Source organism: Bacteroides sp. OM05-10AA (assembly GCF_003439055.1).
GTDB classification, from domain to species: Bacteria; Bacteroidota; Bacteroidia; order Bacteroidales; family Bacteroidaceae; genus Bacteroides; species Bacteroides intestinigallinarum.
In genome coordinates this window covers 134,833-156,379 of sequence record NZ_QSUR01000014.1, presented here as the reverse complement: position 1 = coordinate 156,379, position 21,547 = coordinate 134,833, and the positions used below count along the sequence as shown (strand labels likewise).

The window sequence follows — 21,547 nt, the reverse complement described above, 5'->3', positions numbered from 1 at the left end:
GACTTACACCCGTTAGATAATGCTCATGCCGAGCGTACAAAGAAAGGCACAGGAAATTTTTCATTCTTGTGCCTTTTTATTATCCACAAAAAGGATATTTATTTATCAAAGAATCATTTAGATCTCCTCCGCAGATAAACTGGAAATCATTGTATCCACCCAGTATACAACTGTTCTATCCTCAGGTAAAAAACCTTCGAGATAAGGCGAATCAGATACATCTTCCAACCATGCCGTAGTAATCGGACCTCTTTCTCTTGTAAGACTTTGAGTTCCTAGATACGGACTAAAATTAAAGAAGGTGTGTTGTTTCTCTACATCATTTTCACCTGTATATGTAAAGACAAAAGCTTTTTTCTTTTTTCCGGCCAATGAAGCCCATTCTATCCGATATGTCCCTTCAACAAGCACCTGTTCATCCTTTGTTTTATAGGTGAATTTCCCTCCTTCTCCTTCTTCAGACAAACGATACACATCATCCGGTCGTAACACACAGATATCTCCTCTATTAATAAAAGCATAAGGAGCCATTGCTACATTCACCTTCTCCTGCAAGTCATCTTCTGCATCCAACAAATAACAACATATCCTCACTAGGTCTGGAAACTTGGAATTCAGGTTGGTCGAGACATGTAAAAGTCAGTACACCATAAGAAACAGTAACAGGCAGCGTGACATAATTGCCGTCTTTATCACTAACGGTAACCGTCACTTTCCCTTTTTTACCGTGTGAGCTAAGCCATAACCTGTTATCGTTGACTGTTGCCGTCACAATCGTCTCATCGGAGCTTTGTGCCGAGTAACCACCTTTTCCATTAGCTATCCCGATATTCTCCGCTTCCCATCCATTAAGATACAGGACTGTAGAAGAAATCGTGTTCGTACAGGTTCCCGTTTCGTCGATTAATTCGGAACCGCTAAATAAAATAATCTCTGCATCATCTTGACAGGCTGATATACCAAAAGCCATGAGAGAAAGAAGAAAGAAGCCTAATAAAGTTTTTGTTTTCATGTTTTCAGTGGTATGGTTAAATCGCGGCATATGCCATTATTTTGCAAAGATATAAAGTATTTGTAAAAAAAGACTATCTTTGTATGGAAAAAACATAGCTATCTGTATTAAAATAAAAAGCATGACTTTAAAATACTATTATAGTCTCATTCTCAGTCTAATGACTACTCTTTCCGTTTCGTCTCAACAAGTCGTCGTCACAGAGCTTCCTACTCAAAGATTGTTACCGGTAGCACATATTCACCGGATTCTTCAGGATAGCGAAGGTTATATGTGGTATGCAACAGAAGGCGGAGGCCTGTGCCGTGACAACGGTTATCAGATTAACGTCTTCCGTTCAGACTTAAATACGCCTCACCTGCTATCCAGCAACGACATTACCTGTATAACAGAAGACAACGGACATCATATCTGGTTCGGCACCAAACGTGGTTTATACAGATTAGATAAAGCTAATTATCAAATCTACGAAATAACAGACGGGGAACTCAAGAAGCAAAGAGTCGATGCTGTCCGGGCTATTCATGACGGCACTATCTGGACTTCGGCCGAAGGTATGATTTACCACTTTTCCAGTGAAGGCAAATGTCTTGGGAGTTATCCTTCAGAATGGAAGGGCACGAGACGAAACGTTACTGACTTTTACGAAGATGGAAAACATCAACTTTGGGTACTGCAAGGATCAGGAGGTCTTCTACAATATCATCCGTCAACAGACAGCTTCTCGCCTTATCAATGGACGTGTGACGCATCGCCTATACAAATGATTGAAGATGTACAAAATGAATGCTATTGGGTGGCCACTTGGGGAAAAGGAGTTGTACAATTAATCCCTTCTTCCAACCCACAATCGGAGGAAGTAATCTGCAAGTTACAACCCGCCACCTTAGAAGGGTACGAACAGACACCGCATAAAACTCAAATACTGGGATTACTTAAAGACAGCCGGCAGGGAGTGTTGTGGGTTTCAGCGATGGACGATTTATATGCTTACCGAATTGTAGATAATGCGCTTCACCCTGTCGATACAGAAAGTTTTCTTCCTAAAGGCAAAAAGATATTGGATAGAATCATTGAAGACCGTGCCGGCAATGTATGGGTTCCAGGATATTCTCCCCATACGTTTATCCTATCGTTCGACGCCAACAAAATCAAACGCTACCCCACTTCCGCCATGTCTGTTATTACCGGTTATCCGGTGATGGCAGACAGAACGATTCAAGAAGAAGACTATTATTGGATATGGCAGGGAAGAACCGGATTATCCATCTACCACCCCGCTTCCGAACAGATTTCTTTTGCATCGGATTTTTCCGAAGAAACAGGAAAGTATAATATCATAAAATGTATCGAGAAGTGTCATAATCAATCTGGAATCTGGGCTGCATCCGATAATGCGTGTCTATTGCATCTGCAACATGAAGGCATGAAGATGAAACTGACAAAAGAGATTCAATTGCCGGATGCCCGACAGATTCGTGTATTGAGCAAGGACAATCAGGGAAACTTATGGATAGGCACAGAAAATGCCATCTATCAATATTCTCTTTCCAAAGGGGAACTTAAGAAGTTTCAGGGGGGCACGGATATGATAAACGACCTGGCAGTTGCCCCGGACGGAACGATATTCTGCATTACAGAAGCATTGGAGTTCCAATATTTTTCCCCGGAAGGAGAAAGACATACGATTCGGAAAGGAGAAAACTATTCATCTATCCTCATCGCTCCTGATGGTAAAGTGTGGGTAGCTACTTTGGAAGGAAATGTGTACAGCTATCATCCGCAAACTAAAGTTATCACCCGGGAAGAGAATGCCTGCAACACAAACGGAGATGCTATCAAAGGAATGGAAATAGACAACTTGGGACATTTGTGGATATTGGCAGACCCATACGTAAAAGAGTACAACCCTACGAATCATTCATTTAGAATACTGTATAATTCCGACCGCTTCATTCAAGTGGATTATTTCCTTTCCATCCGCAAAATGGAAGATGGGGCGATTTGCCTCGGAGGGATCGGTGCTTTTTGTCTGATTACCCCATCTGCAGAGCTGGATCAATCTCCCAACGATATAAAGCCCGTTATATCCTCCATCAAAATAGACGGAAAAACACAAATAACAGGTATAAATACCCGACAAATAGAATTGAATCCTGATAATATCAATGTAGAAATATCCTTTTCTACGCTAGAACACTTGCACGCCGGACAAATCAGTTATGCTTATCGTCTGAAAGGATGGGATGTAAGCTGGAAATCACTTCCTCCGGGAGTAAACACTGCATATTTCACCAAACTTCCCAAAGGCAACTACACACTGGAAATTAAAGCGACGGACATTCACGGTTGTTGGGCACAGCCCATGTCCTGCCTGCAAATCAATCGTCTACCGGCATGGTACGAGACATGGTGGGCATATGCCCTCTATATGTTTTCTTTTATTCTGATAGCGACAGGAGTCATAAAGATCTACTTCAACCGTCTGCACCGGAAGCAACAGGAACAGTTGGAAGAACAACTGACACAGATGAAATTCCGTTTCTTTACGAATGTCAGCCACGACTTACGCACTCCCCTGACGCTGATTATCACTCCTCTAAGCAGTCTACTATCGGAGATTCAGGACGGCAAGTTAAAGCAACAGTTATCTTCCATCTATCGCAATGCTGAAGAATTGCTGCAATTAGTCAATCAATTACTGGACTTCCGTAAACTGGAAGTGAGCGAAGAAAAACTGAATCTGACGAATGCAGATATCAGTGAATTTGTCACAACTACTTGCGAAGCTTTCGAGTCGTATGCGAGCAACAAGCAGATTCGCTTTTCAGTCATACCACTGAAACAAACGCTTTATATATATCTTGACCGGGATAAAGTACACAGGATTCTCTACAACTTACTCAATAATGCTTTCAAATTTACACCTCCTGAAGGAAGAATCGATGTGTTTTTCAAAATGGAGAACAGAAGAGGGATACAGTACGTCTGCATCATCGTGCAGAACACCGGCCAGGAAATAGCAGCAGATGAACTTCCACATATATTCGACCGCTATTATCAGATCGGGGCAAACACCCACAGACAGGCAACAGCAGGAAGCGGCATCGGATTGCATATTGTGAAAGAATATGTCGCCATGCATCAAGGCTTTATAGAAGTGGAAAGTAATAAGGAAGAAGGAACTGAATTCTGTGTCTATCTTCCTACCAATCTGGTTGATAAACGTTTGTTACCGAGAGAGGAGAACATACCGGATGAATCCGGAGCAACTGAAACGAACTCATCAGATGCCCGGAAGACCATTTTGATTGTAGAAGACAATGAAGAATTCCGCCAATTCATGTATCAGCAGTTATCACAAGAATATCAGGTATGGGAAGCCTCCAACGGAGAAGAAGCGGAAGCCATCGCCAATGAGAAAGAAGTGGATATCATTGTGAGTGATGTCATGATGCCGGGAATGGATGGGTTTGAATTATGTCTCCGGCTGAAAGAGAATATGAAGACTTCACACATCTTCATTATTCTGCTTACTGCCCGCACAGGTGACGAAAACGAACTGGCAGGATACCAATCGGGAGCAGACTGCTACCTGACAAAGCCCTTCAACATGGATATTTTAAAGAACCGGATCCAGCATCTGCTGGCATTGCAGCAAAAACGGAAACAGATATTCTTGTCAGGCATTGAGGTTAATGCGGAAGATCTCACTTCCTCCAAAGTAGACGAGCGATTCCTGGAAAAAGCAATCGAACTGGTCGAAAAGAATCTGGATAACAGTGATTATAGTGTGGAAGCTTTCAGTGACGACATGTGTATGAGCCGAATGAATCTTTACCGTAAACTGCAAATTATCACCGGACAGAAACCCACAGAATTTATCCGAAGCATCCGTTTGAAGAAAGCTGCCGGATTACTGACTCATACGGAACTGACCGTTATTGAGATATCGGAAAAGGTGGGATTCGCTACACCGAGTTATTTCAGTAAATGTTTTAAGGAGATGTTCGGAGTGTTGCCTACACAATATCACTCGCAGGATTAAAGGAAAAAAGGACGTCCCCGGGGGAAAAAGGGAATGGGAAATACGGGAACGTCCTCAAAACATAACAATACAGAAATACGGACTTTCACAAGGGCACATTTCTGTCTCTCTTATGCAACATTTCCTTCTATAAAAATATGGAGGAAATATCTGGAGAGGATATTATTATGTGGGAAATTTAGTTTATAGTCTTAAAAGCAATCTGATTGCATCAAAGTGATGAACGATAAGCAGTCCGGATATATTCTCCTACCGCATTGTCATCATTGATTTCTATGTATTTTTTCAATAAATCCGCAAATCCGGATTTTATCTGTTCCGTTTGTTTGTTCTCGCAGGCTGTGGAATATTCATCAACAGCCATGAGAAAATCCTGCATCCGTTCATTCAGCATTGTTCCTCCCGTACAAACCACATCGGAAATATCGGCTTGGATACTACCATTTTCTATGACGACAGGGAGGCGGTATTCCAGTCCCGATTTGCTGGCACAAATAGAAAGCACTTTTACTACGGGCGACACAATAGTCACCGTATCGGCAAAAGCAAACTTTCCGTGGATTATTTCTGCACTATCTACCGGCTGCCCGCTCGAAGCATCTTTCATATAAACCATTTTTCCTTCGAATTCGGGCAAAGGTGCACTGCCGTTAATTTCGTAACCTTTTATCTGATGCCCGGTGCAAGCCACTATCAGGCATACTCCCGAAAGAAAAGATAAAAGTTTCACATATCTGTTCATTAAGCTCTTCATTCTTCTTTAAAAAAGAAAAGCCGTCCGCACTATCAGCTGAACGGCTTTCTCTTTTCATTCATACATTTGTATAATCATTCATCCTTAGAATCTGAATCCCAGTTTTACCACAGGCATTTCAAATATCTTGATGTTGTGGTGACTGGCGTTATATTTATCAAATCCTTTCGGGCAAATCTGTATCAGGTCATAGCGGTAAGCCAGAGGGTGCATTTCGAAACCGAAAACAAAACCTTTGGCAATGCTATACTCGATACCTGCTACGGCAGCTACTTTGAAACCGTACATCTGACCGGCTTTACTTCCGGAAACATAGACCTGTGACGGAAGTTCTTCCGAGTCGTCACTATCCTTATAAGTGTCTCCTGTGTATGGTTCGGTCGTTTCAATGCGTGCCATCTGGAAGCCGAGTGCGCCTCCAAGATACGGATGAATACGTTCGTTGCGAGTCTTGAAATAGTAGTTGGAACCGACAGATACATACCAGTTGTTGGTCATCTGCGCATTGATATAACTTTGCGCAGGGATAATCATGTCGGGTACACTGTTGTCTCCTTCTACATAGTCTTTCTTAGGAGTGAGGCTGACATTCATGCTGAACTGGAAATTTACATCCCAGTTGTCAGACACGAAATACTTACCTTCAATTCCGGCTATATTGACCAGACTATTATTATTCAGACTCCCGATGTTCAGATAGCGGTTCAGATCGCCGGAGTTATCCTTCCCTCCATTGGGAAGTCCGACTACTCCTCCGTCATTGGAGAACTTGGGAAGCAGATAAGAAGTGTTCTCGTTAAAGAACTTTCCGCTACCAAGCAGAACTGAAACCTGCCACTGTCCTTTCTTCGGGGCAAACGACGCATCATCACTGCTGCTGTAACGCTGCGCCATTGAAGGCGCAGCTGTCATACAGGTCAGCAAAAGTAATGTGCATAGTTTTTTTATCATCTTGTTACTTTTACGTAGTTAGGGAATTATTTCAAGAAGATAGCAAGAAGTGCTTTCAACTGAGCGCTTGCAGTATCATAATCTGCCTTGGCAGCATCATATTCAGCCTGTTTTACTTTGATATTTTCCTGAATATTTGCAAATGTATCCTCGATATAATTATTATCAGTATACGTACCTTCGGCCAACTTCTCTAAATTTCTTTCAGCAGTAGCCAAAGCTGCTTTTTTATCAAGAAGGCTAGTAACAGCTTTTAAATATTCAGCATTAATAGCTTCTTTGATTTCCTCCAAAGTCATATCTTTATAATCATCACCTAACTCGTCAAGGCTAGCAATATAGTCAGAAATTGTAGACTCAATCTTATCTTTTATAGCGTCTTTATAGTCATAGTCCTCACTAACTTTCTTAATATTTGCCTCTACTTCCTTAAAGACTTTATCATAAGCTGCTTCAGCGTCAGTCAAAGCAGTCTGTGCTTTTGTTACATTTGCAGCCAATTCTGTTTTTTTCTTATCCAGCGTAGCTTGTTCTTTAGCTTTTTGAGCTGTAAACTCTGCTTTCAAAGCTTTATAGGTATCAGCCTGGTTTATCACAGCAGTCAGACGTGCAGCTTCTGCCGTTGCATAAATAGAGATACCAAGAGTTCCATAGTCACCATCTTGCAATTCTGTTGCCAGTCTATTGCCATTAACTTCCTTAAGAACCATATCAGCTGACACAGCAACTCTTCTAGGTTCATTATCACGATTAAATTTATCACCAAATACTTTTGTTGAAGCTTTTTTCCATGACTCATATGGAATATCACCAGCAGATGCTCCAAGTTCAAGAAGCTTATTTGCATCAGCTTGTTCTATCTTATTAGCTTTTGTCACAGCACCAGCTGTCCATTCAATTAAATTTAATTCTAGCCCTACAATTGACTTGAAGTTTGCCAAAGGATTAGCTATTATCCAAGCCGAAATTGCTTTTTTAGTATTGGTAGAAGCCTCTGTTGCTTCTGCTTTTGTACTTTTAAGTTCCTTATCCAAAGCATCCTGATAGTATTCAGCCAAAGCAGTAGCTAATTTACTGATATTAGCATCCTGTGTTCTAGCAGCATCACCCAATTTATTATAAGCAGCTATTGCAGCTTCGGCAGCTTTTTTTGAAGCATCTATATCAATAGCTTCAACTTCAATATATTTATCGCGAGCTTTCTCCCAAGTCTTATAATCAGCATCGTAAGTTTCATTAGCTTTTGTTGCTTCAGCCTCTGCTTTCACGACTTCAAGTTTAGACCATGCAAGATCTTCCAAATCAATTCCTTGAGTAGCTGCATCAATAAGTTTATTCCAGCCATCAATCTGTTCTTGCGCCTTAGTAACCAGTACAGTTTTTGCATAGCTGAATTCACCTGTTGATTTATTATAGCCATCTACTCCATCAGAAATACCATCAAAAGCATCATTCAGGCCTTTAAGAATGCTCTGATCTGCTTTTTTAGAGTAAGCAGAAGCTACATTAGTAGTAGTATTAACTTTATTGAGAGCATCCTTAGCATCATCTAATTTTTTCTTAGCAGCAGTTTTGTTCTTTTCCAAGTTAGGATTAGCAACTTTTAATTCTTCTTTTTTAAGTTCATACTGTCGTTTCTGGACATCTAATGTTGCCATTTCATCCTTCAGCTTTTTAACTTCTGCTTCCCAATCGGCTAATGTAGTATATTCATTATCCAGAATAGCCTTATATCCATCAGCTGTTTTTTGTGCTATATTCAAATTGGATTCAGCGATTTCCACAGCATTCTTCAATTTAGCCTCGATGTTTCCATCAGCCACCCAATTAGGATAGTCCGCCAACTGTTCCTGAAGTTTCTTCAAGCTACCTTCTGCATATCCGTTATTTGCATTATCTGGATTTTGTGTAATTACATAATATGTAATATACTTTTCATCAGTACCAGTAGTAGTTGTTGTCCCAGCTCCTTCGCCAACACTTGTCTGTGAACTTGTTGATTTAGATACAAGCCTTTGTTCAGTCTTAACTTCTGTCGTTGAATATCCATACATAGCCTTATCCATAGCTATCTTAGCATAAGCAACTTTTGCCTCTACAACATTTAAACGAATTTGTTCTTCATCTGTCAGCAAAATCTTGGAAGCTTCAATCTGTTCCATAGCTTGTTTGTAAGCTTCCTGTGCTTTAGCAGTGGCTGTTTCGGCAAGAAGCATTTTTTCCTTATACTGCTCAACAATCAATGCCTTTTCATTTTCCCACTTAGTTTTGTCAGTTTCAGCTTTTGCAATGGCAGCTTCCGCTTCCGCTTTTGCTTGTGCAGTAGCAGCTTCTTCCTTTTCAATCAGGAGTTGCTTCAACTGAATATCCAGTTCATGCAACTGCAAATCAATTTCTGCAGACTTATTCTGAAGTGCCAAACCTGCATTAACTAACTCTTGCTCTGCAACCTGTGCTTTTCTCAATTCAGCCTCTACAAGCTCAACTGCAGCTTGAGCTTTGATAAATTCAGACTTTGCTCCCCTAAGTTCTGCAATGCCTTCCGGTTCATCGGTATCAATACATCCCGTGAATGTCGCCGTCGTACCTGCCATGAGCAAGGTTGCGACTAAATACGTCCATTTTCTCATAAAAGTAAATTAAATGTTATACAATTAATAAATAAAAAATTTGTTTGTACTAATTCATGATTTATTTCGCTTCACTCCCCCTCTTCCCGTTACTTTGTAGGTAACGGGAAAACCCTTGTGCCTGCTCTTTTGGAGTAGTCTATACTAGAAAATAATACGATATATGACGAATCTTCTTACCCCTGCTTATGAGAAAAAGTAGAGGGGCGGGAAATCTATTGCAAAATTTAGACGTTAACAAAGTTCTAAGACAAAGAATCCACGTGTTCTTCTGTGTTTATTCCTATTTTGAGTAGTTTATTAGAAAAAATGTACGATTTTGTTTGGATGTTTTAAGAAATATGCTCATATTTGCAGCGTCTTTTCTTCCCGTTACCTACAAAGTAACAGCACTAAAAATCAGCTACTTGCCACAAATATAATTCCTTTTCAGCGAAGATAGAATCGTCACATTCGCTTCATCTATTTTCTTATTCTTAAAAGGTTTCAGATAAGTCTCTGTGACAATAATGGATGAATGCCCCATCGCCTCTGAAATGATGCCAGGATGTATCTCGCAATAATATGCCATTGTAGCCCAGGTATGCCGAGCCGTATACGAGCTTAAATCTGAAGTTAATGCAAGTACTTGTTTCAGCAACAGAAGCTGATAGTTAAAATTACGCAAAGCTATCTGATATTCCCTGTAGGTAGCTTCCGTATTCTCTCCGCCAGTCAGTATGGGAAAAAGATAAGGAGAAGCAGAATCGGTGTTCATATACTTTTTCATCAGTTTCATAGTTTCCGGCAGAAGCGTCACGGTCAGAAGCCTTCCGGTTTTTCTACGACGATAAGTAAGTACATTCCCGACTATATCCTGCTTTTTAAGATACGCAAGATCTACGAACGGCATACCACGAAGCATGAACATTAAGAAAAAGTACGCGCGCGTACGTTGTAATTCTCCTCTTCCCTGATGAATTTGTTTGGGAAGCTCTTTCATCAACCGTTCCATGTCCTCCTTTTCCAGTGCACGCTTTCTGTCGGCACGCGTTCCAGTATAGACATACCGGAAATGATGCGGTATATAAGACGCCATCCGACGGTCAACCGCACGGTTGTATACCGCCCTCAACGTACGCATATAGGTTGAAACTGTGTTCCAGCTACAATCCTTTTCCCGCAAATACGTTTCAAAGCTTTTAAGAAACTCCTGATTCACTTTCTTGAATGGCAGATTCCTGCTCCCGTTAAATGCAATGATAGCATTCATGCTACTCCTGTAAACATGAGCAGTTCCATAGTTCCCACTTTTTCGAAGCCCTTCAGCTACTTCCTTCATAAATGAAATCAAATTCCCCATTTTTATTAATTTTAGTTATCACTCAAGCATGTCCCTGAAGAAAAGCGCCCTCACCGCAATTCCCCCCAATGCTCTTTATTCCAATTCTCAACGTATCATCATACAAATATAATGAATTATGTTTTCTTTATATATACCCGATGTGTTCCTCTGCCATCAATCCCGATACCGGAATCGGGCGTATACGCCCATTGGCGTAATTCATTAGTAGCCGCTGTGCGCAGCAGACCTGTCAGTTTCCGGTACTCGTAGACCGTCAGAAAAGGATGTTCCTCCAAATATCTAACAGCCAATGCTAATCGTTGCTCCGGTGTATACTTCTGTGAAGAACGTTGCGACTTCCACGGAGCTCTTTCCAGCAGACATCTTCCATTAATACGCCTCATCATCTTCCTGTCTACACGAAAGTTCACGTTTCCCACCACAATGCTTCGTGCGTTACGATGGGTTTCACCCTCTCCGGCCTTTTCGCGTTCTTTATCTTTGCATAACGCCAACGAAGGAGAGAATGTTCCGATGCCATCCAGCTTCACAGACTTGCCTTCTGCCATCTGATGTGCCATTTCAATACCTATCTGTGTAATTACGCCTTCCACATCTCCGACGTTAAAACCACTACTGGATGCTATCTGACGTATCAAATCCTCGGTAGATACCTGTTCCATCATTGCAAACCGCGGATAAAGTACCTGTTCGCCCGTTCCATGAATATCGGGCATTTCTTCCATTATATACATTGCCATAATACAAAAGTTTATTTGAAATATTGATTACTAATAGAAAACTTACTCGCTATAGGTAGAAAACTTGTTCTCCCCTAGAGGAAAAGTTGTTTTTCCCTTAGGGTAAACTAAAACCGCAAGTTCTGGTTTTATAACTGAAACTTCTGATTACATAATCAAAAGTTCCGGTTTTATAATCAGAACTTGCGGTTATAGTTTTCTTACCAACAAAGATACGTTTTCCTGCCGGGACAAGCAAGTTTAATCCCTATGAAAAGGAAGTTTGATACATTTGTTGCAGCATCTTGTTACATTTCTATTCCGCACATCACCTGTCACTCTCCTATCTTTGCCCATTATTAAACAAAGAATAGGAAATGATGAATAACTACTTCGAATCTTCTGTTAGGCTACTCGCTCTTTTAGCATTAATACCCTGTTTTATCACTGAAAGTTCCGCATCGGAACGCAAAGTCAGTATGAATGAGAACTGGAAGTTTTACCGGGGTTGCATTGCCAATGCCGAACAAACATCTTTCAAAGACACTCAATGGAGAGTACTCGACTTGCCTCATGACTGGAGCATGGATCCTGTGCCCGTACAAAGAGAAGGTATAACAATCGGTCCTTTTTCGCGCATGAGTGTAGGCGGGGCAGATACCGGACAAACCGTAGGAGGTGAAGGATGGTATAGAAAAGAATTCACCATACAGCCTGAAGATGCCGATAAGATTATTTCCCTTTATTTTGAAGGAGCTTATAACCAGACAGAAGTCTGGATAAACGGGCAGAAAGCCTGTTTTAATCCTTATGGATATATCCCTTTCAAGATCGACATCCAGCCATACTGCAATGCTCCCGGCATTCCGAATATAATAGCCGTCAAAGTGGTGAATGAAGGTCTGAACAGTCGGTGGTATGCCGGTTCCGGCATTTACCGACACGTATGGTTAATGAAAACAGACAAAGTACATTTAGACGAATGGGACACTTTTATAGATGCTTCCAAAGTAGAAGGTAAAAAAGCGACGGTTGATCTTCACTCCATTCTACATAACTCTGGCAAAGAAAAAGTGACCGCCCATCTGAAGATTCAGATATTTTCTCCACAAGGGGAAGAGGTTTATTCCACTACTCAACCAGTCAATATATCCAGTGAAACCAATATCCCCATTTCCCTCACTTTTGATATAAAAAAGCCGGAATTATGGTCGGTAGATACTCCTAGTTTATATACTGCACATCTATCCGTGAAATCTAAGAAGCTATCTGATGAAATAACCGTTCCTTTCGGAATACGAACCGTCGAATTCTCCGCAGAAAAAGGATTTCTATTAAATGGGAAACCGCTGAAATTAAAAGGTGGTTGTTTGCATCATGACAATGGTTTGTTGGGTGCCGTAGCTATCAACAGGGCAGAAGAACGCAAAGTAGAGCTAATGAAAGCAAATGGTTTCAATGCAGTCAGATGTTCACACAACTTGCCATCGGAGTATTTTCTACAGGCATGTGACCGACTGGGATTGCTAGTGATTGATGAAGTATTCGATCAATGGCAACAAGCAAAACGCCCGCAAGATTATCACCAATTCTTCGATGAATGGAGCGAACACGATATAGCTACCATGGTGCGCAGAGACAGAAACCATCCTTCTATTATCATGTGGAGTATTGGCAATGAAATAGCTGAACGCGCCGACGAACCCACCGGAGAGATCATAGCCCGGAAACTGATTGCAACCATTCACAAATATGATACAAGCCGCGCCACTACTGCCGCTGTTAACTCGTTTTGGGACAGAAGAGATTTCAGTTGGGAGAAAGATTCGGAAAGGGCTTTCCGGAACCTGGATATCTCCGGTTACAATTATCAATGGAAGGAATATGAAAAAGATCACGCACGATTCCCGCAACGGATTATGTACGGCAGTGAATCGGTGCCCAAAGAAGCAGCACAAAACTGGAACCTGATCGACAAGAATTCCTATCTGATTGGAGATTTTGTCTGGACTGCCCTCGACTATCTGGGTGAAGCCGGTCTGGCACATACTCTCGAACTTGCTCCGGGAGAACACAGTCCGCAGTTTATGGGATGGCCGTGGTATAATGCATGGTGTGGTGACATTGACTTCTGCGGAGACAAGAAACCGCAATCTTATTATCGCGACATTCTTTGGAAAAGACGTGATATTTCATTAGCAGTACAACCTCCCGTAGTCAAAGGGAAAAGAGAAGATATCAACTACTGGGGATGGAAAAACGAATTCCTTAGTTGGAACTGGAAAGGATACGAAGGCGAAACGATGGCAGTACATGTGTATAGTCGTTCCCCTAAAGTAAGACTTTATTTGAATGACAGGTTATTGGGAGAAAAAGAAGTCAATCCCGATACCTATACGGCTTCTTTCGAGGTTCCCTATGAACCGGGACAACTGAAGGCCATCAACTTGAAGGGAAAGAAAGAAATGACATCGACTGAACTTTGCACAACCGGAATCCCGGCAATGATACATTTGACAGCCGATCGTATGAAAATAAAGGCAGATAAAAATGACCTTTCGTATATAAAGGTTGAAATATTGGATAAAGATGGAAAGTTAATACCTGACTGTTCCATTCCTTTGGAAATTAAATCTACCGGAAAAGGGTCCGTCATTGCCGCAGGTAATGGAAGTGCGGATGATATGAGAAGCTTTCGTTCCTTAAAGCCGAAAACGTTCCGGGGAAAAGCAATTGCTATCGTTCAGCCAAATACAGAAAAAGGGACGATCACTCTTACTGTTTCAGCAGACGGATTGCCGGAAGCGGCTATTGCCATAGAGACTTATTAATAAATCAATCTTGATTAAGGATACACAGTTGAGTGTACTGCATGAGATTGTTTAAACAGTAATATAAAAAATATAAGAACAGGAAAAACATGATTAAGAAAACCACCTTATTAAGTAGTTTTGCCATTGTGCTGTCAATGGGGACTATGAGTGCGCAATCCTATGAATGGGTTAGCAGTACGGAAAATAACACATGGCAACAGTCTAAAGTCAAGTTGCAGACAAATACCGGGCGCACTCCCCTACTCGAGGTCAACGGTTCGGAGAATGGAACTCTCTTCAAGGCCTGGGGGACATGCTTTAATGAACTTGGATGGGATGCACTCAACATGCTTCCACGGAAGCAACAGGAGATTGTTCTTCAACAGTTGTTTGCTTCTGAAGGAGATCTGAAGTTTACAATGGGACGCTTCTCCATGAATGCCAACGACTACGCCCGCGACTGGTACAGTTGCGATGAGGTATCCGGTGACTTCCAATTGAAACATTTCAATATCAATCGGGATAAAACAACGTTGATTCCTTTTATCAAAGCTGCACAACAGTATAATCCGGATATGACTTTCTGGATGTCTCCATGGTCGCCTCCTTCCTGGATGAAAATCAATCACTACTATTCAGTTCGCAGTGACCGTAATCAAAATCAGATGTCGCCTCTGTCTGATGTAGCACTTTATGAGGATAGTAAAGAAAAGAACACACAGGTATTTCCACAACAGTTGGCTGTAAATGATTACTTTATCCAGGACCCACGTTACCTGCAAACCTATGCAAATTACTTTTGCAAATTCATCGATGCGTACAAGGAACAAGGTATCCCCATCTCCATGATTATGTTCCAAAATGAGTCATGGAGTTACACCAACTATCCGGGTTGTGCCTGGACGGCAGAAGGTATTATCCGCTTCAATGCAGAGTACCTCGCTCCTACTCTGAAAAAGCAGCATCCGGAAGTAAAATTATATTTAGGGACGATCAACACCAACCGCTATGAGGTGATCGATCAGGTACTTTCCGACCCACGAATGCCGGAAACAATAGAAGGGGTTGGCTTCCAATGGGAAGGCGGACAGATTTTACCCAAACTCCGTGCCAAATATCCGCAATACAAGTACGTGCAAACGGAAAGTGAATGTGGTTGGGGCTCTTTTGATTGGAAAGCGGCCGAACACACTTTCGGACTAATGAATCATTATCTGGGTAATGGTTGTGAAGAATATACTTTCTGGAATGCTATTTTGTATGACGGAGGTTTCAGCGGATGGGGATGGAAACAGAATGCTTTGATTCATGTGGATTCAAAGACAGGGACTGCGACCTACACTCCCGAATATTATGCGGTAAAACATTACAGCCATTATGTAACACCCGGCTCGCAAGTGCTGGCATATAAAGATAGAGGAGATAAGATGCCGGTAATGATCGTCATGACTCCACAAAAGAAACAGGTGGTGATAGCCGGTAATTTTAACGAAGAAACCAAAGAGCTTACTGTGAAATTAGGCACTCGCTATTTGAATGTAACCTTGCAACCTCATTCTTTGAACACTTTCATAGAAAAGTAGAAAAAACAGAGCTGCCGCAAAGAGTCTAAATTCAATAATCGACGACTCTTTGCGACAGCATACAACTATGTTAGTTCCTTATATATGCCGCTAAAATTGATTCTATTTTACGATTTGGCCACAATTACCGCTTCTTTACTTTATATCCTTTCAGTGTAAAGCCAACTTCAAACAGGTTCAAAAGGGCTATCCGGATGTTATCTTCTATATAGGTTTCCATATTATCATATTTTGCAAAGTTGACGGGAAGGAGTCTGTTATTCCTCCTAAAGCTTTCATCCGGTATTTTACCCGTAAAACGTCCTTTCTTCTTCACTCCCCAACGAATGGTTTTACTACAAGGAAGAGGTATACCTATCGTCAGTACTTTTTCTTTAGTTACCGTATCGGTGATTCCATGTTTCCAGATACTGATATGGTTGGCTCCCAAATAAGTGCCGATATAAAGGACAACGGTCAGCGTCCAATCGTCCAAAGCCTCATCGGTTTGAATACCATTCACCAAATCAGAGAAATAGCCTTCAACCATTTCTCTGTCAAAACAGTTTAGTTCAGGCCATTCACATTTCTCAAACAGTTGATGCACATTGACAGGAACCAATAAGGTGGTTATTTCTAACTGATATTTCATTCATTTCGTTTTTATATCATTGCATCTAAAATCGTCTCAAGTATCTTATCGACTATAAATATACAATTTTACCAGATCAAATACTAAAGAATAGAGCTTTTTTAAACCTATTTCTGAAAAAGAAAGGACTGTTTGATACACCCCCTCCTATGTAAACAGGGTTTATCAAACAGTCCTTTCCTCGCAGATTATGATTCGTCCGTTATTCTGTGGACGATCCTTGCTTTTCGTCCTTACGGCATTTCAGTTTCCATCTGGAACTTACGGCTTACTTTCATCAAATTGATGGTGTAAGTGACTACGTTCTGTGCTTCCTGAACCATCGTGAGATACACCATGCTTACCCGGATGCTTCCTGATTGGCTTTGGATGCGTTGCAGTTCCTTACGTTTCAATAGTGAAAGCTGTCCGTTGAGGTCGTTGGCACGACGGATTTCTTCTTCGAAGTCGTTGTACTCGTTGTTTTCCATTTTCTTACGACACTGCTGAATCAGATAGGTGATATCTTCGGAAACATCGCTGAATTCACCTTTCTGGATGGCGTCCAATGGGTTGAAGTTGTTGTCGATATGTTCGAGGCAAGGTTCGCAGAGGCGGGAAATACTGTAGACCAATTCGCTGGCGAAGTCGTTGCCTTGATAGTAATAAAGTCCTTTTTCGAGTACGGTGTTATTGTCGAGACGACACATGGCGACGGTGCCCGAACGTTTCATCTGTTTGATGAGCTGTTTCTCAAATTTAGTGGACCCCATGGCACGACGCAATCCTCGCAGATTTTCATGAAGGAATGAAGTGACAGTCAGTTCAAAATTTGTTTCTGCATATTCCAATACTTTGGAAAGTTCTTCGCGGGTGTGCTTACGCATCAGTTGCAGGGCTTCTGTGCTGTCTGTGGTTTGCATCAGTTGCTTCAGCGTTTCGTTACCTTGTTCTTTCGCTTTGCGTTTCTTGTACATCACCTGGCTACGGATCAAGATGAATACAGCTATACCGATGAGGGCGATGATAGAGATGTTACCTCCATAATGGAGTACGAGAGCTACGAAGAAACAGATGGTGAAGGCGGCTCCGGCGGTGATGAACCAGCCTCCGATGACGCTTAATACGCCGGTGATACGGTAAACGGCTGAATCACGTCCCCAGGCGCGGTCGGCCAAAGAGGTACCCATAGCTACCATGAAGGTTACGTAGGTGGTGGAAAGGGGAAGTTTCAGGGAGGTTCCCAAGGCGATGAGCAGACCGGCCAATACCAGGTTGACAGAAGCGCGGACAAGGTCGAAAGCAGCTCCGTCGGCAATGATTGCTTCGTCTTTGCGGAAGCGGGAGTCAAGCCATTTTTTGCTGCCGTCCGGCATTATTCGGGAGATTCCATTGGCAAGTGTCATGCTGATGCGGACTACTGTGCGGGCGATCGGAGTACTTCCGAATGCTTCTTCTCCTTCATCTTGGCGGGAAAGGTCGACAGATGTTTTAATTACAGCATGTGCTTTTTTAGAGGTGCAGAGGGCGTAGACCATGACGGCTCCGGCTCCGATAAGAAAATACCACGGTGTTTTAGCAGGTCCCAGCAAGGAGGTCATCAGGAAGCCGTTCGGATTTCCTTCTCCGTTGGCGGTGTAATCTAAAAAAGAGGAGAAACCTGCGAGGGGAACACCAATAAAGTTGACAAGGTCGTTACCGGCAAAAGCGAGAGCCAGAGCGAAGGTTCCCATCAGTACGACGACTTTGAAAACATTGATTTTCATCCAGTGAAGGATTTGCATCAGTACGGTGAAGAATACAAAGAAAACGGTGATTAGCATCAGTGTGTTGTCTTGTATCCAGTGTTTGTTTTCAGATGTCATGAAGGAGCTGTCTTTCAGTCCTTTGATAAGCATGAAATAGATGATGGCAGTAGCGGCTATCCCCCCAAAGAGGGCGATGCTGTATTTCATCTTTTTCGTATAGTTGAAGGTGAAAATCACACGGGCAAGCCATTGTACAAGCATTCCGAAGAAGAAGGCGATAGCGACGGAGACGAAAATAGCCATAATGACGGAGAGGGCTTTGTCGGTGTTGATGAGGTCTCCCAAAGCAAGGGTGTCGCTATTGTGCACTTTGATAAGTGCGAGGGCGAATGTTCCTCCAAGTAGTTCAAAGACTAATGATACGGTGGTGGAGGTAGGCATTCCCATAGAGTTAAAGACGTCCAGCAGTACTACGTCGGTCAACATGACGGCTAGCAGAATGCACATGATTTCGGCAAAGTAGAAGTGCTCGGGCTGGTAGATGCCGTGCCGGGCAATGTCCATCATACCATTGGACAGGGAAGCGCCAATGAATATACCAATACCGGCTATGAAAAGAATGGTTTTAAACGAAGCGGCCTTGGCGCCTACCGCAGAGTTCAAAAAGTTAACTGCATCATTACTGACTCCGACTATCAGATCGAAAACAGCTAGTACAAAGAGGAAGATGATAATGCATAAATAAATAGTCTCCATAATAAATATATGTGTATGTTGTTTCCGGCTGCAAAGGACGGGATTTGACGTTGCAGGGAGGTGTCATACATGTTACATTTATGTTACAATCGTCTTTCTTTTGTCTTGAAACAAAAGAAAGAAGCAAAGAAAAATTCAAGGCTGACTTTTTTCTCCTACTCGCTCCCTGCACTGCGCTAAAGGGCAGAAACTCGCTACGCTCAAACAGTCTGCCCTTTTTAACGCTCCGTTACGGGAGCTCGCTTGACGGAGAAAAAAGTAGGTCGGAGGGGCGTGCGGGATGGGTGTTGTAGGGGAGGTTGTGTGAGATGTCGGTGTGGTTGTTGCGAGGAAAGCCATGTAGCAAGGGCGTATAGCAGGGATGTGCAGCGGGAACGTTGCGGGAAGGCCGTGCGGGGCGTTGTAGGTTGCTGGACACGGGTATGGGATTCTTATGTTAGTTAGTTGGTTGGTTAGTTATTTGTTTGGTTTAACCAGTCATAGAAGGTGTATTGGGCTCGTACAGCGGGGGTGCCGGGCGTTCTTTTTTTGAATATATTTCGCAGGTTGTCGTCTACCCAGCAGGCTTTTTGGTTGTCGGCGAGCTGGATATTAAGCATTTCGATGAGGCTGTCACGCAGGTCGGGGGCGAGAATGGGGGTGATGGCTTCGATGCGGCGGTAGAGGTTACGACGCATCCAGTCAGGGGAGCCCATGAAGACTTTGGGTTTGCCGTCGTTGCCGAAGTACCAGATGCGGGCGTGTTCGAGGAAACTGTCTACAATACGGGTGACACGGATGTTACGACTGTATGACTGTCCGGGGATAAGACAACAGATTCCACGGACGATGAGGTCTATTTGTACGCCGTGTTCGGAGGCTTCGTAGAGACGGTCGATCATGGCGGGGTCTTGGAGGGCGTTCATTTTTAGGATGATACGGCCTTGTTTGCCTTCGTTGGCGAGGGCGATTTCCCGATCAATCAGGCGGTTCAATTCGGGGATGAGGTTGAAACGGGCGACAAGAAGGGTGGTGAACTTCGGGTCTTCTTTGCCTTGCAGGGTGCGGAAGAGGTTATAGAGGTCGGCCACTATCTTTGGACGGCAGGTGAAAAGGCCACAGTCGGCGTAGAGGGTAGCGGTCTTTTCATTAAAGTTACCGGTGCTGATATAGGCGTAGCTGGGTATTTTTTCACCGTTCAGTCCGCGGCGGCGGATAAGGGCTACTTTGGCGTGTACTTTCAGACCGGGTATGCTGTATATTATTTTAATGCCGGCGGCTTGCATCATTTCGGCCGTGGCAAGGTTGTTTTCTTCGTCGAAACGGGCTTTCAGTTCCACGAATACGGTGACCTTCTTGCCGTTTTGGGCGGCGGCTATCAGGGTGTTGATGACGGCGGAGTTTTCAGCTACGCGGTATTGGGTTACCATGATTTCACGGGTTTCCGGGTTGTGCACGGCTTCATACAGGAAGTGGATGAAGTGCTCGAAAGAGTGATAAGGGTAATATAATAGCAGGTCTTTCTTGGCGACATAGTTGAAGATAGATTCTTTTTCGTCAAGAATGGTCAGCTTCATGGGTTTCGGCTTTTCGAGGCTGTGAAGAGATTTGTTCGGGTTGGGAAGATGACGCAGGTCTTCAAGATTCAGGTGCTTGTCGCCGGGGACAAGTTCATCACGCTGAATATGGAAAGCGTCTACCAGAAAGTCCAGAAAGTCATGAGGCATACCACGGTCGTAGACGAAACGGCAGACGTCACCGATCTTACGTTTCTTCACTTTCTTCTTGAGTTGAGCGACAAGGTCGGCACTGCTGGCGGTGTCGTCAATCAATATGTCAGCGTCACGGGAGATTTTGATGCAGTAGCTGGAATCGACATCGTAGCCGGGGAAAATAAGGTTGAGGTTTGCTTTGATTATATCTTCGGTAAACATCAGGTAATGGTTTTTCTCGCGGGATGGAAGTTCGATGAAGCGGGGCACTTTGGCGTAGGGTTGCTTCATCACGAAGTAAAGGGGTTGCCGGGATTCTGTTAAACTGGTAGTTCCTTCATTTCCTTCTTTCTTCGGATAGACTCGTATGGCCAGGTAAAGGCGGTTATCCCGCAGGAAGGAGACTATTTTATCTTTGGATACAGGCACAGGTTGTAGGTAGGGAAAAATTTCTTCCCGGAAAAAGTCTTTAACAAACTGCTGGTGGAACGGTTCTACATGTCTGTCCTGATAAAAGATGATGTGATTCTTGCGCAGGGCAGGTAATAGTTTCTCTTCATAAATGCGTACACGGTCATCCAACTGGCGGGTGACTTCTTTATTTATTTCTTCTACCAGTTCGCGGGCGGATTGTACGGTTTCTTCATCACTTTCCGTAGCGCCGGAGGCAACAGCTTTATGGTCGGCTACACGGATTTTGTAAAATTCTTCGAGGTTGGAAGAGTAGATAGAGATGAAGTTGATACGTTCGTAGAGCGGTAGACGCTCGTCCAGAGCCTCCAACAATACGCGATAATTAAATGAGAGCCAACTAATATCTCGCTTGAAATAATTATATTTGCTTTCCATGTGCTTTAAGATTTTTCCAAATATAGTATCTTTGTGGG

11 protein-coding genes and 1 pseudogene are annotated in these 21,547 nt (G+C 42.8%); 3 read left to right on the top strand and 9 right to left on the bottom strand.

The window, feature by feature from the left end:
- Nucleotides 1-117: 117 nt before the first annotated feature.
- Nucleotides 118-1,042: pseudogene (locus DXB58_RS28440) on the bottom strand (hypothetical protein).
- Nucleotides 1,043-1,133: 91 nt separating this feature from the next.
- Here DXB58_RS28440 and DXB58_RS13100 point away from each other — a divergent pair.
- A complete protein-coding gene (locus DXB58_RS13100) occupies nucleotides 1,134-5,060 on the top strand; it encodes a response regulator (protein ID WP_233527289.1) in 3,927 nt (1,308 codons plus the stop codon).
- 211 nt (nucleotides 5,061-5,271) lie between these two features.
- On the opposite strand, the gene DXB58_RS13095 is transcribed toward DXB58_RS13100, so the two are convergent.
- The 5 genes from DXB58_RS13095 to DXB58_RS13075 form a co-directional block, all read right to left on the bottom strand.
- Nucleotides 5,272-5,814: a DUF4369 domain-containing protein gene (locus DXB58_RS13095; protein ID WP_122137011.1), complete on the bottom strand. Its 543-nt coding sequence runs from the start codon at nucleotides 5,812-5,814 to the stop codon at nucleotides 5,272-5,274.
- A gap of 84 nt (nucleotides 5,815-5,898) precedes the next feature.
- Nucleotides 5,899-6,765 (bottom strand): BT1926 family outer membrane beta-barrel protein, encoded by an 867-nt coding sequence (locus tag DXB58_RS13090; RefSeq protein ID WP_008026605.1) that lies wholly within the window; start codon nucleotides 6,763-6,765, stop codon nucleotides 5,899-5,901.
- 26 nt (nucleotides 6,766-6,791) lie between these two features.
- The gene (locus DXB58_RS13085; protein WP_122137010.1) at nucleotides 6,792-9,395 is read right to left on the bottom strand and encodes a hypothetical protein; all 2,604 of its coding nucleotides are present in this window, start codon (nucleotides 9,393-9,395) and stop codon (nucleotides 6,792-6,794) included.
- A 403-nt stretch (nucleotides 9,396-9,798) separates the two neighbouring features.
- Nucleotides 9,799-10,737: a site-specific integrase gene (locus DXB58_RS13080; protein WP_008998732.1), complete on the bottom strand. Its 939-nt coding sequence runs from the start codon at nucleotides 10,735-10,737 to the stop codon at nucleotides 9,799-9,801.
- 116 nt (nucleotides 10,738-10,853) lie between these two features.
- The gene (locus DXB58_RS13075) at nucleotides 10,854-11,480 is read right to left on the bottom strand and encodes an HU family DNA-binding protein (protein WP_008998733.1); all 627 of its coding nucleotides are present in this window, start codon (nucleotides 11,478-11,480) and stop codon (nucleotides 10,854-10,856) included.
- A 356-nt stretch (nucleotides 11,481-11,836) separates the two neighbouring features.
- Here DXB58_RS13075 and DXB58_RS13070 point away from each other — a divergent pair, with 356 nt between their 5' ends.
- Nucleotides 11,837-14,290, top strand: coding sequence for a glycoside hydrolase family 2 TIM barrel-domain containing protein (locus DXB58_RS13070; protein WP_122137009.1), 2,454 nt, complete (start codon nucleotides 11,837-11,839; stop codon nucleotides 14,288-14,290).
- Between the two features lie 89 nt (nucleotides 14,291-14,379).
- Nucleotides 14,380-15,855 carry a beta-glycosidase gene (locus tag DXB58_RS13065; protein ID WP_122137008.1) on the top strand — a complete coding sequence of 492 codons (1,476 nt, stop codon included), beginning with the start codon at nucleotides 14,380-14,382 and terminating at the stop codon, nucleotides 15,853-15,855.
- A 124-nt stretch (nucleotides 15,856-15,979) separates the two neighbouring features.
- On the opposite strand, the gene imm9 is transcribed toward DXB58_RS13065, so the two are convergent.
- The 3 genes from imm9 to DXB58_RS13045 form a co-directional block, all read right to left on the bottom strand.
- Nucleotides 15,980-16,486 carry an Imm9 family immunity protein gene (gene imm9 / locus DXB58_RS13060; protein ID WP_004296812.1) on the bottom strand — a complete coding sequence of 169 codons (507 nt, stop codon included), beginning with the start codon at nucleotides 16,484-16,486 and terminating at the stop codon, nucleotides 15,980-15,982.
- A gap of 233 nt (nucleotides 16,487-16,719) precedes the next feature.
- On the bottom strand, nucleotides 16,720-18,969 hold the full coding sequence (locus tag DXB58_RS13055; protein WP_122137007.1) for an inorganic phosphate transporter: 2,250 nt from the start codon (nucleotides 18,967-18,969) through the stop codon (nucleotides 16,720-16,722).
- Between the two features lie 452 nt (nucleotides 18,970-19,421).
- Entirely contained in the window at nucleotides 19,422-21,509 is a 2,088-nt protein-coding gene (locus DXB58_RS13045) for an RNA degradosome polyphosphate kinase (protein WP_122137005.1), read from the bottom strand.
- Between the last annotated feature and the right edge of the window lie 38 nt (nucleotides 21,510-21,547).

Bases quoted from the DNA above. Each gene is read 5' to 3' on its own strand.
- DXB58_RS13100 (WP_233527289.1), top strand. From the start codon at position 1,134: ATGACTTTAAAATACTATTATAGTCTCATTCTCAGTCTAATGACTACT.
- DXB58_RS13095 (WP_122137011.1), bottom strand. From the start codon at position 5,814: ATGAAGAGCTTAATGAACAGATATGTGAAACTTTTATCTTTTCTTTCG.
- DXB58_RS13090 (WP_008026605.1), bottom strand. From the start codon at position 6,765: ATGATAAAAAAACTATGCACATTACTTTTGCTGACCTGTATGACAGCT.
- DXB58_RS13085 (WP_122137010.1), bottom strand. From the start codon at position 9,395: ATGAGAAAATGGACGTATTTAGTCGCAACCTTGCTCATGGCAGGTACG.
- DXB58_RS13080 (WP_008998732.1), bottom strand. From the start codon at position 10,737: ATGGGGAATTTGATTTCATTTATGAAGGAAGTAGCTGAAGGGCTTCGA.
- DXB58_RS13075 (WP_008998733.1), bottom strand. From the start codon at position 11,480: ATGGCAATGTATATAATGGAAGAAATGCCCGATATTCATGGAACGGGC.
- DXB58_RS13070 (WP_122137009.1), top strand. From the start codon at position 11,837: ATGATGAATAACTACTTCGAATCTTCTGTTAGGCTACTCGCTCTTTTA.
- DXB58_RS13065 (WP_122137008.1), top strand. From the start codon at position 14,380: ATGATTAAGAAAACCACCTTATTAAGTAGTTTTGCCATTGTGCTGTCA.
- imm9 (WP_004296812.1), bottom strand. From the start codon at position 16,486: ATGAAATATCAGTTAGAAATAACCACCTTATTGGTTCCTGTCAATGTG.
- DXB58_RS13055 (WP_122137007.1), bottom strand. From the start codon at position 18,969: ATGGAGACTATTTATTTATGCATTATCATCTTCCTCTTTGTACTAGCT.
- DXB58_RS13045 (WP_122137005.1), bottom strand. From the start codon at position 21,509: ATGGAAAGCAAATATAATTATTTCAAGCGAGATATTAGTTGGCTCTCA.